Source organism: Veillonella sp. AS16, assembly GCF_000517785.1.
GTDB classification, from domain to species: domain Bacteria; phylum Bacillota; class Negativicutes; order Veillonellales; family Veillonellaceae; genus Veillonella; species Veillonella denticariosi.
In genome coordinates this window covers 42,159-58,409 of the sequence record NZ_AZYX01000022.1, presented here as the reverse complement: position 1 = coordinate 58,409, position 16,251 = coordinate 42,159, and the positions used below count along the sequence as shown (strand labels likewise).

General features: G+C 41.6%; 19 protein-coding genes. 12 read left to right on the top strand and 7 right to left on the bottom strand.

Features of this window, described 5'->3' with window-relative positions:
- The first annotated feature begins 2 nt into the window (after window positions 1–2).
- From HMPREF1521_RS08165 to HMPREF1521_RS08150, 4 genes are all read left to right on the top strand, one after another.
- Complete coding sequence (locus HMPREF1521_RS08165) at window positions 3–1,109, top strand: S1C family serine protease (RefSeq protein ID WP_038118027.1); 1,107 nt, start codon at window positions 3–5, stop codon at window positions 1,107–1,109.
- A 239-nt stretch (window positions 1,110–1,348) separates the two neighbouring features.
- Window positions 1,349–1,678, top strand: coding sequence for a PadR family transcriptional regulator (locus HMPREF1521_RS08160; RefSeq protein WP_038118023.1), 330 nt, complete (start codon window positions 1,349–1,351; stop codon window positions 1,676–1,678).
- Complete coding sequence (locus HMPREF1521_RS08155; protein WP_038118020.1) at window positions 1,665–2,237, top strand: DUF1700 domain-containing protein; 573 nt, start codon at window positions 1,665–1,667, stop codon at window positions 2,235–2,237. The genes HMPREF1521_RS08160 and HMPREF1521_RS08155 overlap by 14 nt, the downstream gene beginning before the upstream one ends.
- Window positions 2,238–2,246: 9 nt before the next feature.
- A complete protein-coding gene (locus HMPREF1521_RS08150; RefSeq protein ID WP_038118017.1) occupies window positions 2,247–2,663 on the top strand; it encodes a hypothetical protein in 417 nt (138 codons plus the stop codon).
- 299 nt (window positions 2,664–2,962) lie between these two features.
- Here HMPREF1521_RS08150 and pyrE read toward each other — a convergent pair whose 3' ends face one another.
- Window positions 2,963–3,550, bottom strand: a complete 588-nt coding sequence (gene pyrE / locus HMPREF1521_RS08145) for an orotate phosphoribosyltransferase (protein ID WP_038118013.1) — start codon at window positions 3,548–3,550, stop codon at window positions 2,963–2,965.
- Window positions 3,547–4,266 (bottom strand): orotidine-5'-phosphate decarboxylase, encoded by a 720-nt coding sequence (gene pyrF / locus HMPREF1521_RS08140; RefSeq protein WP_038118010.1) that lies wholly within the window; start codon window positions 4,264–4,266, stop codon window positions 3,547–3,549. The genes pyrE and pyrF overlap by 4 nt, the downstream gene beginning before the upstream one ends.
- Before the next feature lie 183 nt (window positions 4,267–4,449).
- Between pyrF and HMPREF1521_RS08135 the strand changes: the two genes are divergently transcribed.
- From HMPREF1521_RS08135 to HMPREF1521_RS08120, 4 genes are all read left to right on the top strand, one after another.
- Entirely contained in the window at window positions 4,450–5,079 is a 630-nt protein-coding gene (locus tag HMPREF1521_RS08135; RefSeq protein WP_038118008.1) for a 3'-5' exonuclease, read from the top strand.
- Between the two features lie 91 nt (window positions 5,080–5,170).
- Window positions 5,171–5,833, top strand: a complete 663-nt coding sequence (gene deoC / locus HMPREF1521_RS08130) for a deoxyribose-phosphate aldolase (RefSeq protein ID WP_038118005.1) — start codon at window positions 5,171–5,173, stop codon at window positions 5,831–5,833.
- A 60-nt stretch (window positions 5,834–5,893) separates the two neighbouring features.
- Entirely contained in the window at window positions 5,894–7,195 is a 1,302-nt protein-coding gene (locus tag HMPREF1521_RS08125) for a pyrimidine-nucleoside phosphorylase (protein WP_038118003.1), read from the top strand.
- Window positions 7,196–7,207: 12 nt separating this feature from the next.
- On the top strand, window positions 7,208–7,612 hold the full coding sequence (locus tag HMPREF1521_RS08120; RefSeq protein ID WP_038117999.1) for a cytidine deaminase: 405 nt from the start codon (window positions 7,208–7,210) through the stop codon (window positions 7,610–7,612).
- Here the strand turns inward: HMPREF1521_RS08120 and HMPREF1521_RS08115 are convergent.
- The 3 genes from HMPREF1521_RS08115 to HMPREF1521_RS08110 form a co-directional block, all read right to left on the bottom strand.
- Window positions 7,590–8,627: a glycosyltransferase family 39 protein gene (locus tag HMPREF1521_RS08115; protein ID WP_232203210.1), complete on the bottom strand. Its 1,038-nt coding sequence runs from the start codon at window positions 8,625–8,627 to the stop codon at window positions 7,590–7,592. The two genes, HMPREF1521_RS08120 and HMPREF1521_RS08115, sit on opposite strands and share 23 nt — an antisense overlap.
- Window positions 8,628–8,654: 27 nt before the next feature.
- Window positions 8,655–8,906, bottom strand: coding sequence for a glycosyltransferase family 39 protein (locus HMPREF1521_RS09120; RefSeq protein ID WP_232203217.1), 252 nt, complete (start codon window positions 8,904–8,906; stop codon window positions 8,655–8,657).
- A 142-nt stretch (window positions 8,907–9,048) separates the two neighbouring features.
- Window positions 9,049–9,684: a phosphatase PAP2 family protein gene (locus tag HMPREF1521_RS08110; RefSeq protein ID WP_038117996.1), complete on the bottom strand. Its 636-nt coding sequence runs from the start codon at window positions 9,682–9,684 to the stop codon at window positions 9,049–9,051.
- A 176-nt stretch (window positions 9,685–9,860) separates the two neighbouring features.
- Between HMPREF1521_RS08110 and HMPREF1521_RS08105 the strand changes: the two genes are divergently transcribed.
- The gene (locus HMPREF1521_RS08105; protein WP_038117992.1) at window positions 9,861–11,348 is read left to right on the top strand and encodes a HAMP domain-containing sensor histidine kinase; all 1,488 of its coding nucleotides are present in this window, start codon (window positions 9,861–9,863) and stop codon (window positions 11,346–11,348) included.
- Window positions 11,349–11,350: 2 nt separating this feature from the next.
- The gene (locus HMPREF1521_RS08100) at window positions 11,351–12,070 is read left to right on the top strand and encodes a response regulator transcription factor (RefSeq protein WP_038117990.1); all 720 of its coding nucleotides are present in this window, start codon (window positions 11,351–11,353) and stop codon (window positions 12,068–12,070) included.
- 226 nt (window positions 12,071–12,296) lie between these two features.
- Here HMPREF1521_RS08100 and HMPREF1521_RS08095 read toward each other — a convergent pair whose 3' ends face one another.
- Both HMPREF1521_RS08095 and menA read right to left on the bottom strand, forming a co-directional pair.
- Window positions 12,297–13,115 carry a MetQ/NlpA family ABC transporter substrate-binding protein gene (locus HMPREF1521_RS08095; RefSeq protein ID WP_038117986.1) on the bottom strand — a complete coding sequence of 273 codons (819 nt, stop codon included), beginning with the start codon at window positions 13,113–13,115 and terminating at the stop codon, window positions 12,297–12,299.
- A 139-nt stretch (window positions 13,116–13,254) separates the two neighbouring features.
- Window positions 13,255–14,151: a 1,4-dihydroxy-2-naphthoate octaprenyltransferase gene (menA, locus tag HMPREF1521_RS08090; RefSeq protein WP_038117984.1), complete on the bottom strand. Its 897-nt coding sequence runs from the start codon at window positions 14,149–14,151 to the stop codon at window positions 13,255–13,257.
- 205 nt (window positions 14,152–14,356) lie between these two features.
- Here menA and HMPREF1521_RS08085 point away from each other — a divergent pair, with 205 nt between their 5' ends.
- Window positions 14,357–15,307 carry a hypothetical protein gene (locus HMPREF1521_RS08085; RefSeq protein ID WP_038117980.1) on the top strand — a complete coding sequence of 317 codons (951 nt, stop codon included), beginning with the start codon at window positions 14,357–14,359 and terminating at the stop codon, window positions 15,305–15,307.
- A 1-nt stretch (window position 15,308) separates the two neighbouring features.
- Window positions 15,309–16,112, top strand: coding sequence for a hypothetical protein (locus HMPREF1521_RS08080; RefSeq protein WP_038117977.1), 804 nt, complete (start codon window positions 15,309–15,311; stop codon window positions 16,110–16,112).
- Window positions 16,113–16,251 lie beyond the last annotated feature (139 nt).

The following is a 16,251-nucleotide window of genomic DNA, read 5'->3' as shown; positions in this document are numbered from 1 at the left end:
TTATGAATTTTTCAAAATATAAGAAAAGCATCATCGCCTGTATCCTGGCTTTGAGCGTTGGATTAGGCGGGGGCTATTACTATTTCGGCAATCCTGCAGGAGGGGATCAGTCTACTGTACGGGAGCAGACAAAGCAGACGAAACCGTTGACTGAAATCCGTAATACCTTTGTCGTACAGGCGGCTAAAAAATCGGGTCCTGCTGTAGTCGGTATTACTACGCAGGTATTTCAAAAAGATATCTTTAATCGCACGATTTATGCGGGAGAAGGCGTAGGATCCGGTGTGCTCATCGATAATGACGGTCATATTGTTACAAACAATCATGTTGTGTCCGGCGCTAAAAATGGAGAGGTGACGGTATCATTATCTGATGGCAGCACCGTAACAGGTACTGTTATCGGTACGGATCCGCAAACGGATTTGGCGGTTGTTAAAATTACACCGCCTAAGAATATTAAACCTATTGAAATCGGGGACTCCGATTCTTTACAGGTCGGGGAACCGGCTATTGCTATTGGTAATCCGTTGGGACTTGAATTTAAAGGTTCGGTTACGTCCGGTGTTATCAGTGCATTAGCACGAACCATTGATGATCAGGGACAACGATTCCCGTTGATTCAAACGGATGCGGCCATCAATCCGGGAAATTCCGGCGGTGCTCTTATTAATGCGGATGGGGAGTTAATCGGCATTAACAGTGCTAAAATTTCCAAAGAAGGCGTTGAAGGGATGGGCTTTGCGATTCCTATAAATTCCGCCAAGCCGATCATCGACTCTATTATCAAAAATGGTAAGGTTATACGTCCTTACCTCGGCGTATGGGCCGTGGATAAACAGACGGCAGCGCGCAACAATGTGAGCTATGAAGGTGATGGACTTCTCATCGTTCAACTGGATTATAACGGGCCTATGGCACAAGCTGGACTCGTAGAAGGCGATACGATTGATCAGATTGACGGAAAGGACGTCACTAATCTCATCGGATTAAAAGAACAAATTGATTCTAAGAGCCCGGGAGATACGATTTTAGTATCCTATACTCATAACGGTCGTTCAAAGAGCACACAGGTTAAATTGGGGGCTGTAAGTTCTCAATCCGGTAAATAAGTTTTGATTAATAGTGTTAAGATATGCCTGAATTGTAAATGATGTACATGGTCCTCTAAATGTGAAAAATATAGATAAAAACTGTAAATTCTCCATTTAGAGGATTTTTATTTATATATTGTATTTTAAAGTACCTTGCATTATATAGTACCTTGTGTTATAATGTATTTGCTGGTAGATAATGATGTCTATAAGTGAACTTTCACATTGCCTATGGGCACTGTCCAAAGGGAGGAACTATGCAAGTTCAATTAAAAAAAGGTGTTATGGATATGCTCGTGCTTGCATTACTGACACAGAATGATTGCTATGGGTATGAAATTGTGAGTACGATTTCGGAGTATATTGAGATTTCGGAAGGTACTATATATCCATTGTTTAATCGATTAAAGAAAGAGAAGTACGTTGAAACGTACTTGAAAGAGTCGCCTACAGGACCATCGCGGAAGTATTATCACATTACGGCGGATGGGCGTATGGCATATGCCAGAATGCGTCAGGAATGGGATGAATTTTCCGGTATTATCAACATCCTGTTGAAAGGAGTCGACTATAATGACCAAAAATAATTTTTTAGAAGCACTGCGCAATATTTTTAAGAAAGCGCGCGTTGCCGACGTGGAAAGTATTATAGAAATCTATGAGGAACATTTTGCTGCCGGTTATGAAAAGGGTTTGACCGACGGTGAAATTATAAGATCGTTGGGAACCCCAGAAGAAATCTATGCATCCTATGTAGATGCGGGTATTATTACGGATACTTTGGGGCAGGACGGTGAAAGTAAAGCGATTAATATGCAGGCTCTTTATGAGCGTTTAGATGATTATAGAGAACGGTTGTTACCTCAATTGCCGAGTATGGCTAAGAAGGCTTCCCGCACGCTATTGTTCATCGGCAGTATATTATCTTATATTGTAGGGGTTCTTATATTTATTATTACACCGGCTGTTTTGTATTTATTGGGCATTTCCTGGCAGCCGTTTGAAAATGTAACGGCATTTCCCGCTTTGTCCATTGTTACGTTGGTTGCTTTAGGCGGTATGGGCTTATTTGCTGGTCTTGTATGTATCTTTATTGGTACGGAACTGCGTGGCGTTCGTGAACGCTACTTCGGGAATTTGGACTGAGGAGGGCTTATGAGACGAATTATAATTGCAGCGATTCTCATGGTTATATGTGCCGTTGGTGCAACGACATCGTTTGTGGTCAATGATTTACCGAATTTCGGTGAATGGATGGAAACGAATGAACAACAGTTTAGACGTCCACCTAAGCCTGATGGTCCGCATAAGCATATGGATAAACCGATGATGGATGATCGAAATCAAAAGGGGCCTCAAGACGGAATGCCTCCTAAGGAAAATCCGGGTCAAGGTCCCCAAAATGGCCCTCAAGGACAGCAAAATCCTCCACAAGGACCGGTGGCGCCACCTCAAGGTCAGCCGAATGCACTTCAAGGCCCTATGAATGGAAATCAACCTGATGGTGCCGTGCCGCCACAAGCATCCAATACGCAACAGGGGTCAGCACAACCGAATACACAGGCTCAATAATTATATTGAATAACTGATTGTTAACTATATATCGAATTATCGATTGTAAATCATATATGTAAAATCTTTTAGAGGCGTGGTCATGAAAGTGCATTCATGGCCACCATAGAGCCACACACTCTATGCTGATACATTATGTATCAAAAACTCTCTTACACACAGTAACTACACACACGCAAAAAGCGCTCCTCATTGAAGGAGCGCTTTTTGTATATAATTAAATATGTATGACTCACAATATTATCGGATGTTTTGATATTGTATCGAAAAACAGGAGTGGGTACAGTGTTCCAGGTATTTTACTTGATATGTTTGGAGCCGCGTTCTGTCATGTCAATACCGTCTTTACAAAGCGGGCATTCTTCTGGTTTATATGTAGGAACCTCAAGGTTGAGAAGGGCCTGTACTTTTTCTTTTGGTACACCGAATTCGGCCTTACCGCCGGAGCGGTTAACGAGAAGGCCTACGCCTACGATTTCACCGCCGCTCTGGTTGACTACGTTGACAACCTCTTGAACGGAACCGCCCGTGGTTACAATATCTTCTACGATGAGGACGCGGGTACCCGGTTCAATTTTAAAGCCTCGACGCAATGTCATTACGCCTTTTTCGCGTTCCGTGAAGATGGCACGGGTACCAAGTGCTTTTCCTACTTCATGAGCCAATAGGATACCGCCGGTCATAGGCCCGATGACGAGTTCTACATTTTGATCGCGGAATCGTTCTGCCAGGTCTTTGCAAAGTGTTTCCGTGTATTTAGGATGTTGTAAGACGTTGAATTTTTCAACGTACATAGGGCTGTGTAAACCGGAGGTTAACAGAAAATGGCCTTCCAGAATAGCTTGTGTGTCAATGAGTAATTGTTTTACTTCTTGTTCTGTCATCATTTTGATAGACTCTCCATTTCTTCAATAATTAGGCGGACCGCTTCGCGAGGTTTCTTTGCCTGGGTAATAGGACGGCCTATTACGAGGCGGGATGCACCGTCCTGAAGGGCACTTGCCGGGGTGGCGATACGTTTCTGGTCATCTGTAGTCGCAAAAGAAGGACGGATGCCCGGTGTGACGATGAGAAAATCTTCGCCGCAGGCTTGTCGAATCATTTTCGCTTCGAGGGCGGAGCATACGACACCGTCCATGCCGCATTCCTTAGCGAGCTTTGCGAGGCGGATAACTTGATCGGAAATCGGCAACTGACCGCCTGTAGCCGTCCAAGCCTCTTCGTCAAAGCTGGTCAACACGGTAATTGCCAATAGTTTTGGGCGTTCCACGCCGAGCTTTTCCGCACTTTCACGGGCCGCCTGTACCGCTGCTTTCATCATCACGGGACCGCCCTGACCATGAATCGTGATTAAATTAGCGCCCACATATGTCAAGGTCGATACTCCGTGGGCCACCGTGTTCGGAATGTCATGTAATTTCAAGTCGAGAAATACATGCTTGCCCTGTTCCTGTAAATAGCGAATCGTTTTTTCCCCTTCGGCGTAGAATAATTCCATGCCGACCTTGTAAAAGCTGACCGAATCACCGAGGGATGTGACGATTGCTTTCACCTCATCCATGGTGGATACGTCGAGGGCTACGATTAATCTGTCATCTGCCATGTTACAACCTCCATATTATATATCTAAATAATTTTTACATATCGGGGCGGTCCTGTCAATGTAAATCGCCGTAAAACAGGTGACTGATGGGAACTTCGGGCAGTAGATAATCCTAGGTTTCATGCTATAATAAATATAGTAATTGATGATAATTCTTATATATAGATTTGTGAAAGGAGTCCTATGTTAGATTTTGTTGCATTAGACTTTGAAACAGCCAATAAATTTAAAAATAGCGCCTGTTCGCTCGCCGTTATTACCGTTAAGGGCGGTCAGATTACAAAAAAGGCGTATAGCCTCATCAAGCCTCCGTTTATGAGCTTTGATGACGAATGCATTGAAATCCACGGTATCGAACCGAAGGACGTTTTACATGAAAAAACTTTCGACCAGTTGTGGGAGGCCATTTATGAAAACCATTTGAAAGGAAATATCATGGTGGCTCACAATGCCAAGTTCGATATGAACGTGCTTCGCGCTACATTGGATTATTATAAGATTCCCTGGCCGGATCTTGATTATGCGTGCACGGTGAAATTATCACGCGCCGTATGGCCTGATCTGGTAAACCATAAGTTAAATACGATGGCCGCCTATTTGGGGGTAGAGTTTAAACATCACTACGCTCTCGATGATGCGGAGACTTGTGCAAAGGTCGTGATGGAGGCCGCTAAACTGCGCGGCGCTGACAGCTTGCCTGATTTGCTTAAAAGTACAGGGGTTCCTTTGGAGCCGTTTATCGATGAGAAAAATCGGTCGACTCAGGAGGCTCTACATAAAGCGCCGGAACCGGAGCAAATGTCATTTTTTTAACTGTTTGGAATTTGTACAGCCTTTTTGTTGTATGTCATAAATAGACTGATGAGAATATGTGCGACATATTCTATGGGGAATAGGAGGGACGATGTTAGGAAAAGAACTGTTACGATATGTGGATCATACGTTGTTAAAACCTACTGCGACGTGGGATGAGGTGAAGCAAATCTGCACGGATGCCGTAACTTATAAAACCGCTTCCGTATGTATTCCACCTGATTTTGTAGGCCCAGCACATAAAGCTTTTCCGAATCTTAACGTATGTACCGTTATCGGATTTCCTTTGGGCTATGAAACGACAGAAGTGAAGGTGGCCGAAACGGAACAGGCCATCCTTGACGGGGCCAATGAAATCGATATGGTCGTCAACTTGGGCAAGGTTAAGGAAGGTGACTTTGAAGCTGTTACGGAAGAGATTAAATCCCTTAAAGCCGCTTGCGGCGATAAGGTTTTAAAGGTCATTATCGAGGCGTGTTATCTGACCGATGCGGAAAAGGTCGCATTATGCCGGTGCATAACCGATGGCGGTGCTGATTACATTAAAACATCGACGGGCTTCGGTAGCGGCGGTGCCAGCATAGAGGACGTATATCTTTTTAAAAAGCATATCGGTCCTAATGTAAAGATTAAGGCCGCCGGCGGTATTCGCTCCGTAACGGATATGAAGGCCTATATTGAAGCCGGCTGTGCTCGTATCGGTGCCAGCGCAGCTGTAGAACTATTAAAAAATCATTTGGATGAAGATTACTAGTATATGATGAGATGCCACCTGAGCTTGTCTCAGGTGGCTTTTTAGAATGGCGGTGATACGATGCGCATGTACGATATTATTCTGAAAAAACGGGCCGCTCTGCCATTGACGCCTGAGGAGATTCACTTTGTCATCTCCGGTTATGTGAACGGAGATATACCGGATTATCAGGTGAGTGCCTTGTTGATGACCATAGTCTTTAACGGGATGAATAAAGACGAACTCGGTACGTTGACATTGGAAATGGCGAAATCCGGTCATATGGTGGATTTATCCTCAATTGATGGTATAACCGTAGACAAGCACAGCACGGGCGGTGTCGGTGATAAAACAACCTTGATTATTGCGCCTCTTGTGGCCGTTTGCGGCGGCAAGGTCGCCAAGATGTCCGGCCGCGGTCTCGGGCATACGGGCGGTACCATCGATAAGATGGAGTCAATCCCCGGCTTGCAGACGGAGATGAATCAGGAGGCTTTCATTGCACAGGTAAATCACATCGGACTCGCCGTTATCGGACAGTCGGAAGGACTTGCCCCGGCGGATAAAAAACTATACGCCTTGCGGGATGTGACGGGGACCGTCGACAGTATTCCGCTCATTGCATCGTCTGTTATGAGTAAGAAACTGGCATCCGGTGCACAGGCCATTCTCCTCGATGTGAAGGTCGGCAGCGGAGCGTTTATGAAAACCTTGGATGATGCACGTCAATTGGCACAGGCCATGGTGGATATCGGTAAGACTAACGGCCGCTTTGTGAAAGCCATTATTACCGATATGGATCGCCCTTTGGGACACGCGATAGGAAATGCGCTTGAGATTCGCGAAGTCATCGATACATTGAAGGGCAACGGCCCTGAGGACTTAACTCACGAATGCCTTGTTATGGCGGCCCATATGCTTGTTTTAGGCAGGATTTGTGATTATGACACGGCCTTTGAAAGAGTACAACAGGCGTTGGACTCCGGTGCCGCTCTCGAGCGGCTGGGCCTCATGATTTCAGCTCAAGGCGGAGATGAGCGAGTTCTCAATGATGACAGCTTGTTGCCGGTCGGTCGTTATACACGTGACGTGACTGCTCAATCAAACGGATATATTACACATATGAATACGGAACAATGCGGTATTGTATCTGTCATGCTCGGTGCAGGACGTACCGTTAAGGATGGTCCTATTGATTATAGTGCGGGCATTGTGATGCATAGGAAAACGGGTGATGCCGTCTCTAAAGGCGATGTAATCGCCACGCTCTATGCCGGTGATAAAGGTTTGCTTGATGGAGCGGAAGAAACTTACCTTGAAGCTATTAAGATTGATAAGCAATCGCCTGAAATTCGTGATACTGTACTTGATATTATAGAATAAGGAGAATGGTTAATGAATGAACAAGAAATTCAACTGCTTATTAAACGTGCTAAAGAGGCTCGTTTAAAATCATATAGTCCTTATTCACATTTTGCTGTTGGAGCAGCTGTTCTATGTGATGATGGAACGATATTTTCCGGATGCAATGTTGAAAATGCATCATATGGACTTACAAATTGTGCAGAACGTACCGCGATTTTTAAAGCTGTTTCCGAAGGATATAAAAAGTTCAAGGCCCTTGCCGTTGTAGCAGACTCGGCAGGACCTTGTGCTCCTTGTGGGGCATGTCGTCAGGTAATAGCGGAATTTGAAATCCAAACTATTATAATGTCGAATATGTCGGATACTATTAATATTGTCGCTAGTAGTAAATTATTACCATTCAGCTTTTCGCTTAGTGATGGAATAGATAAATAGATCCTTCGTTATCAGAATAAACTTGTACCCAATCAGCTTTATTGAGGGTGGACGGAAATTCATGATTATATGTCAACATATATACGTCCTTGTCTGTCGGTAAGTCATCAATTGATAAGAATGGCATAATTTCTTTTGCATCCCATGAAAGTGATGTTGTATCAGGTGGTATTTGGTGAGTGTCGAGTAGTTTGTATATCGTATGTCCACTATAATAAGTTGTTGATACACGATATCTACCGTTTCCTTGTATAATAATTGCATCAGCCGGAATAGATTGTATAATATAGGAACTTATAGTTGATGAGGAGGCCTGATTCATCTGCGGAACAGCTACGGTGAATGTGAGTACTATATATGTCAAGCTTATGACGAGGGCTGTTTTGCAGATGAATATTAAATGTTTATGACATATGAGCGCCATCGATATAACGATTGGGGTTAATGCGGGAAATGTATATGTTGTATATTTAGTGGCAATCAGAGAGAAAAAAATAATGACCGTACAGGCCCAAATTAATAGAAAACTATGTAAACGGTTATGAATGAACCATTTGTTTCTATTGGTATAAATCGTCTTTAGTAATATGAGAGACCATGGGAATAATGCAATTATACTGACAGGAAGATAGTAGTACCACACATTATATCGCGGGTGCTCGGATACAGTTGCGCGCAGCCAGTTATGGACGCCGAGAAATACATTGATGAAATCGTTGCCGTGAACAGCATACATATAATAATACCAGCCGCCACTTAATGTTAAGAGAATTGCAATTCCTGATAAAATTTGTAGGCTAAAAAATTCCTGAAAATCATGACGGATACCTAAATAGATTAATATAATTAGACCAGGTAAAAGAAACCCGATAGGACCTTTGGTCAATACTGCGAATGCTGATGCAATATAGGCTATATAATAGTACTGTTTATAATGTGGAAGATTTTCTTTATGTCTGATATAACCTATATAAAAGCTCATTAATGTAGCATTGAAATATAATCCTAATGTCATGTCGGTAATGACGGCTTTTGCAATGATCTAGTATTCTATGGTTGTTGCTAAGATGATTGTACTAGTGATTGCTGTCGTATGAGTGGATACTGCTTTTACAAATCGATAGACGAGAAAAAGATTGCATAGTGCTAATAGACTAGAGAAAAAACGTGCTCCGAAATTAGAAATACCAAATAATTTAAACCCTATTATGACTTCCCAATAGAAGAAAATCGGTTTGTCATACCAATAGTGATTGAATATTTGTGGTGATAAATAATTGCCCTGTAGTAACATTTCTTTAGCGGTTAATGCATAATTAGATTCTACAGGATCAGAAATGCTGAGTGAGGAATTACCTATAAAGTAAATAATAGCGGAGAACAAGAGGACTATCCATATGTGATAGTCCTCTTTCAATAATATTTGCTTCATTGTATTACCTCTTTATAGTTGACTGTTTGCTTAAGGGCTGCTGTGATTGTTTGATGATGGATAAAGTTTGTTTTGTGCTTATTAATATACGGATTATACTATGTTTAGGGTAATCTAATATTTCATCTATATAGGATGAAATATAGGTTTGATAAATTTTATATAAAATGTAGGTAATGATTATTCCCATGATGATATCCATAGGATAATGATGACCTACAAATACTTTTGCTATACCGGTTATAATCGTTCCTGATAATAGAATTGTACCTAAGCGTTTATAAACTGAATAAACGGATAATCCAATGGCTGTCATTCCCATAGCATGAGTACTTGGAAAACTTGAGTCTGGTGTGTGGGGTACTAACAGTGTTACCGTATGGCTAACAAAAGGTCTAGGTTCCTGGCTAAGAAATCCTATGATTGCATGAGCGCTAAGAGCAATACCTAGAAAAATGATTGTATGTAGCACATTTCTTATAATGATTTTATCCTTATAATAAATGCCCAAACATAATAGACATAGAATTAAAACGGCAAAGAACTCTGCTATATATTTGACGATGAATATCATCGTTGTATCCAGTAGATAATAATGACCTGCCAGATTATTAATGGTTTGAAAGAGCTCGTAATTCATAATAGTCTCCTTTATATGATTTACCTAAGGTGGATAGTCTTTTTATGCTATGTGTACATCATATAGGATAAATATTACGAAAATATAACGGTCATCTTACGCTTTATAAAAGTTTTTTTATAGCCATGACAGTAAGAGAGCGCCTATGTATAATAAGGTAAAGAAAGGAGTTTACTATGCGATTTAATTGGTTTAATCAATGGAGCGTACAGCGAAAACTGATCATCAGTAATTTATTGATGCTCGTCATTCCCTTTTTTGTTCTATCCATAACATTGTGCAGCATATGGGGAATCTTACGATATACGAATCCTGTTTCACATCGTGATTGGATGATGCTTGCGCCTAGCACAATTCAATCACAAGTATTTCAATTAGGTCTTGAACAAATAAATAAAAAATTGGCTCGATCATCAACGACAGTTAGTGATATCTTAGATAGCAGTGCTGTTCTTGAGGCACAGGGAATGGATATCGTTATTTTGAAAGATGATCAAGTCGCTTATTTTACACCGGGGAGTGATGCAAGTCGAATGCTACTAGATTTTAATGCTACAGGCCATATAGTATCTGCTTCCGTGCACCATCTTGATTGGCATGGTAATCAGATTACTTATGTCAACTCTTATGGGAATGGACTTGCTGTTTTGGGCAGTGGGCAGATTCCTTTTATGGCAAAAAGTATGGGGAAAGAAACAACAGAGAAGAAAGCCGTAGAAGGTGCATTTGGCCTTGGTATTTTCATAGTATTACTGATTATTATTAGCTTTGGTTTATATTTTTCTATTCGCTTGGCGCGGTATATTCTATTGCCGATTCGGGATTTGAAACGTGCTGCTGACTCTATTAAGGACGGATTGATACCGGAACCTATTAAGATTAGGAGTAATGATGAACTAGGTGTGACTTGTGAAGCTTTCAACAACATGCAGCAATCCTTGGTTGAAGCCCATGAAGAACAACAGATATATGAGGAGCGACGTCGGGAGATGATTGCCGGCATATGCCATGATATTTCAACTCCTCTTACATCGGTCAAAGGTTATGCCAGCGGTATTCTAGAAGGCGTAGCTAATACTGACGAAAAACGGGCCCGTTATGTACAGATGATTTATGATATGGCTGGACGCATAGAGCGTTTGGTGAATATGTTATCGGATTTTTCAAAGTTGGAGTTAAAGCAAATTCATTATGATTTACATATATACAATATAGATAATTTAGTTCGTGAATATGTTACTGATCGTCATCTTGAGGATACGGATCATATTATTTTACGTGAATCGTATCATACTGATGGCGGGCTTATTAATGTAGATCGTTTACAATTTCAAAGAATCTTGGATAATCTTTTGTCAAACAGCATTAAATATAGAAGAGGTGATACAGTTTATATTGATGTAGAGACAAGTATCATTGATACAGGTTACCGCTTAACTATTTCCGATAATGGGAAAGGCGTATCTACAGAAATGTTAGGACGCATATTTGACATATTTTTCCGTACTGATGAGGCTCGCACAGAGGTGACTAACGGTAATGGAATTGGTCTTGCTATTGTTAAGCAGATTGTGGAAGACATGAATGGAACTATTTGGGCGGTTCATAATCCGGAGGGGCAAGGGCTATCGATTGTGATAGAGTTTCCGAAGGCAAAGGAGTAAGGATGGAAAAGATTTTAATTATTGAAGATGATGCGGGCATTTATGAACTGGAACGTGATTATTTAGAAATCGAAGGCTATGAAATTGATATTGAATCTGATGGAATTAAAGGTCTTGCGGCGGCTCTTACAAAAGACTATAGTCTAATATTGTTAGATGTAATGTTGCCGGGAAAAGATGGATTCACCATTTGTCGTGATATCCGTAAGGAAAAGGAGATTCCTATTATTATGGTGAGTGCTAAGCGTGAGGATATTGATAAAATTAGAGGCCTTGGCTTGGGGGCTGATGATTATATGATTAAACCTTTTAGTCCGGCTGAATTAGTGGCTCGTGTTAAATCCCATATTCAACGTTTTAATCGTGTTCGGAATATGATGGTAGTTGAAGAAACTGTGGAATCTAAGATCTCGGCTGGTCATTTAGAGATTTTTCTCGAATCTCATCAAGTTTATTTAGGTGGTGTAGAAATTAATTTAACACCGAGAGAATATGATATTCTTGTTTTGTTGGCATCAAGTCCCAATCGAGTTTTTACAAAGGACGAAGTTTTTGAACTAGTTTGGGGAATTGATTCTTTGGGTGAGACATCAACTATTATGGTTCATATTAATCGATTGCGTTCTAAAATCGATAAACAGTTTTTGGATGAAGAATATATCGATACCGTGTGGGGCGTAGGTTATCGCTTTCATAAGTGGGATAACTATATAAAATGTTAATTGATATAAACGGAGTATTTTTCACGTGTAAACTATGTGAAAAATATCTGCCCTCCGATGTAATCCTATCTTGGCTTAATATCGAAGGGCAGTTTTTATTAGATATTTAATTATATGGATTATATATAGCCAATATAGTTAATATGTAATATGAGAAATACAACTGACAATATATTTGTTGTAATTAGTAAAAAAGGTCAGTCCGTATAGGACTGACCTTTTTACTTTAGAATGCAGGTACAATAGCACCTTTATATTTATCTTCGATGAATTTTTTGATTTCAGGACTATGAAGTGCAGACATCAATTTTTGGATACGTGGATCACTTTCATTGCCTTTAAGAACGGTTACGATATTTACGTAAGGGGAATCGTTGGACTCGATAGCCAATGCGTCTTTACCGGGATTTAACCCTACGTTCAACGCGAAGTTCGTATTGATCGCAGCCAAAGCTACATCATCAAGTGCACGAGGTACTTGAGCCGGTTCTAATTCTACGAATTGGTATTCGTTAGGATTGGAGGCGATGTCCTGTACGGTGGACAGGATATTGCTGGAATCTTTCAGTGTGATAAGACCTTGTTTCTGTAATAACAGAAGGGCACGACCGCCATTTGTAGGGTCATTAGGAATAGCGATTTTTGCGCCTTTAGGCAGATCTTTCAGATCCTTGATTTGACGAGAATATAAGCCCATCGGTTCCAAGTGAACCGCACCGGCGGATACTAAAGGCAAATTGTGCGCCTTTGCGAATTCATCCATGTAAGGTGTATGTTGGAAGAAGTTAGCATCGATTTCCTTGTCGCCTAATGCTAAATTCGGTGTATTGTAATCGCTGAATTCGGTGATTTGAAGGTCGATACCTTCTTTAGCTAAAACAGGTTTAACCTGTTCTAATATTTCTGCATGCGGTACGGCCGTCGCGCCGATTTTTAAAACTTGTTTGTCGCCGCTTGCAGTCTTGTTGTTATCGCTGCCGCAACCAGCGATTAATAGGGCGCCGCCGAGAATTACGGTTGCCGCCAATGCTAAAAATTTGTTCATTAAAAACACTCCTTTTACAAGAAATTTATATATCAAGTTTATTTAATAAATTTATACTACTAAATTATTTCCTAGTCCGCAAGAAGGTATTAGTATGAGTTATGCATAACTTAAAGCTATAGTATGAGGAACGTGAAAGTTATTTTCCTATAATCAGCCCCAGAGACCACATAATCTGGTAAATCATGGCGGCTCCGGCCGTAGTCCCCATGGCTTTGTCTAATTGGAACTCGTCTACATATGTGTCTAAGGTATACACTGTTTTAAATGCTAACGGTGCCGCTAAAAGAGCTAAGAGGGAAAACCATGTCATGTGTCCTACGATAATCCATGCGATAATCCACAGAAAATTAAAAATATAGCAGATACTCATGAGATGCAGCGCTTTGTCACGACCCAGTACAATCGGTAATGTATGACGTCCGTGACTTTCATCATTTTTTATATCCCGAATATTATTGGTCAACATGATGGAACCGACGAGCAGCGTAGAGGGAATGCCGGGGATGAGCAGCGCCCACGATAACTCGCGGGTCCATGCATAGCCTGTGATGAGTACGATGGCAAGACCCATGGCGATGCCGGAGGATAATTCGCCGAAGGGCGTACGTGAAATCGGTTTGGGCCCTCCTGAATAGAGGAAACTGATTAAGATGCACACCATGCCGACCGGTAAATAATACCATGTAATCGTGGCCGATAAATAGAGGCCGACGACGATGGGAACAATCATTACCGTCTTAATGAGGCGCATGATGAGCGTAGGGCTTATGGCTCCACGTGTAATGGATCCTGCATTGCCGACCTTCTGGCCGTGATCGAGACCGCTTTTAAAATCTGCATATTCATTCCACATATTCGCGATGATTTGCGCGGATACGACGGCGAGGAATATGAGTATCGTATGGAATACGGCAAGAGCCGTACCGTGTGCGGCGCCAAATGCATAATAGCTGAAGGATGCCCCTAGTAGAACGGGGCCGAGGGCCGCCGCCAATGTGCGGGGCCGGGTGAGAGGGATTAATTCTTGTATCATATGGTTTATGTACACAACATGTGTACTCCTTTCTGTCTCTATGTATTGTATAGCAGAACGGGCGGGTTGTAAATTATAGCGTACAGTAACGAAAATAATATATACAGTAGTGACGAGAGTTATAGTATAATAATAAATATACGTGTTATAGAAACTTTTACAATCTATAATACTGTTTTGGGATTGTTAATCAGTGAGGTGTCTTATGAAAGCTCTCAATAAAAAACTAATAACATTGGCTTGTGCTACCTGTCTGACTGTTGGAATGGGCGCTGTTGCCTGTGCCGATACGGTTGATATGGGTTACGGACTGCAAGGGAATACTTCGACATCCGTGAAAGCGGTGAAGTTGGTGAATATTCCGTCTGATCCAAGTATGCGCACAGCGGAGCAGAATAAACTGATTCGTCAGGCAAATGATAATGCCCGTGCTCAGGTGAACGCACTTATGCAAAATCAATATTCGGTGCAGCTACCTCAACTTGAAGGGAATATTGTAGACGGATATTCTATATATCAGTTACAGGGGGCCGATGCAAAAGGTCATCATACGGCATATTATATGACGATAGATTATTCAAAATCCATCATTGACGGGGCGATAGCCATAGAAAAAACGGTTTTAGAAAAAGGCTCCGATGCGGATAAGATAAAAGCAAATAGTAAGCATCCATTGTCAAAAGAAATTTCTATGTACTCTAAAGCTACCGCTGAAAATAAGCTGCAAACCGTTAAGGGGGAATCCTTGGATGGGAAAAAACTGGCAAAGAAAATGCTGGAATTTAATGCTAAGTTGCCGGAACAGTTGATTCAATCTTTCAGCCAAGCTGTTTTAGCCGATAAGAAGATGAAAGATTCCGAAAAGCAGGAACTGATCAACTGGACTACATTCGGCATTAAACAGCTGAAGGTGGATGCAACGCATATGGCCTACGAGCCGGTTCAAACTCGCTACGGTACGGCTGTAAAAAGCGATCTTCGCGGTTCACTTGGCTATGACGGATTCAAATCGCCGTTCTCACTCATCGGTTATGCGGTGCCGACAGACAAGGGCGTTTCCGTTCAGTTCCTGTTATCTGAGGACTCCAGTCATGACTACTGGGCTAACGAATTAAATCATATCTATCAGACACAATCTCTTAAGGGAGGCAAATAATATGAAATCTTTGAAAGTATTAGCATGTACCGCTTGCTTAATGGGGACTTTGACGGCTATAGGCATGGCAAAGGATGTACATACATTGGCGGGAACGATGACGGTACCTAATGACGTAACGATGGTGACCGCATCTCAGACGAATACCCGTAATTATGCATTGACAGAGGCTCAAAAGGCATTAAATACGTCTGCAAATAAAACGAATGCTATGCTGGTATCTCCGGAACAGTCAGTGGTGAACTTTTTGCAGAATCTGGGTGTAAACTATGATGCATACCAATTACAAGGAAATGATAAGACCGGTCAAAAGGATGCCTTTATGGTCGCTGTCGATGTTAAGACCATGGCTGAGGAAATGAATAAAGGCCGTTCCATGAATCCGAATATGGCGGTGGTTATGGGTATGTTAGACCAAGGTAAATTAGATCCGGCGATGGAACAGCTCATGTTGACATCTGTGAATAATGTATTGCCGAAACAAACTACGGTAATACCTTTAAATGAATCGATTAACGTATCCGGTCGCGATCCTAAAAAGGTTAGCGTTACCCCTAAATCACAAGCTACACTTACGGTAGAGGACACGGAGCCGATGAAACGATTGGATTCTACGAAATATCAGACGTATACGGTGGGTTCCCGTCTGTTGCTGAATAGTAGCGGTTGGCAGGCACCGTATTATGCGAAAGCGGCTCTCGTGATGAAACCGGGAAAACCGACATTGTATATCGGCCTTACAAGCGATGTACAACGCGATTATTTCAGTCCGATTTTTGATAAGGCTTTTAAGTCTATTAAATAGTTTATAATGGTTCGTTGCTTTCACAAATCATACATCATAAAAAATTATGATGTATAAGTATTACCGTGAAGTGTAATAATGGCATTTTGTGGGCAAGACCAAATTATATTGTATTTATTTTCAGAAAAGGAGATTGATT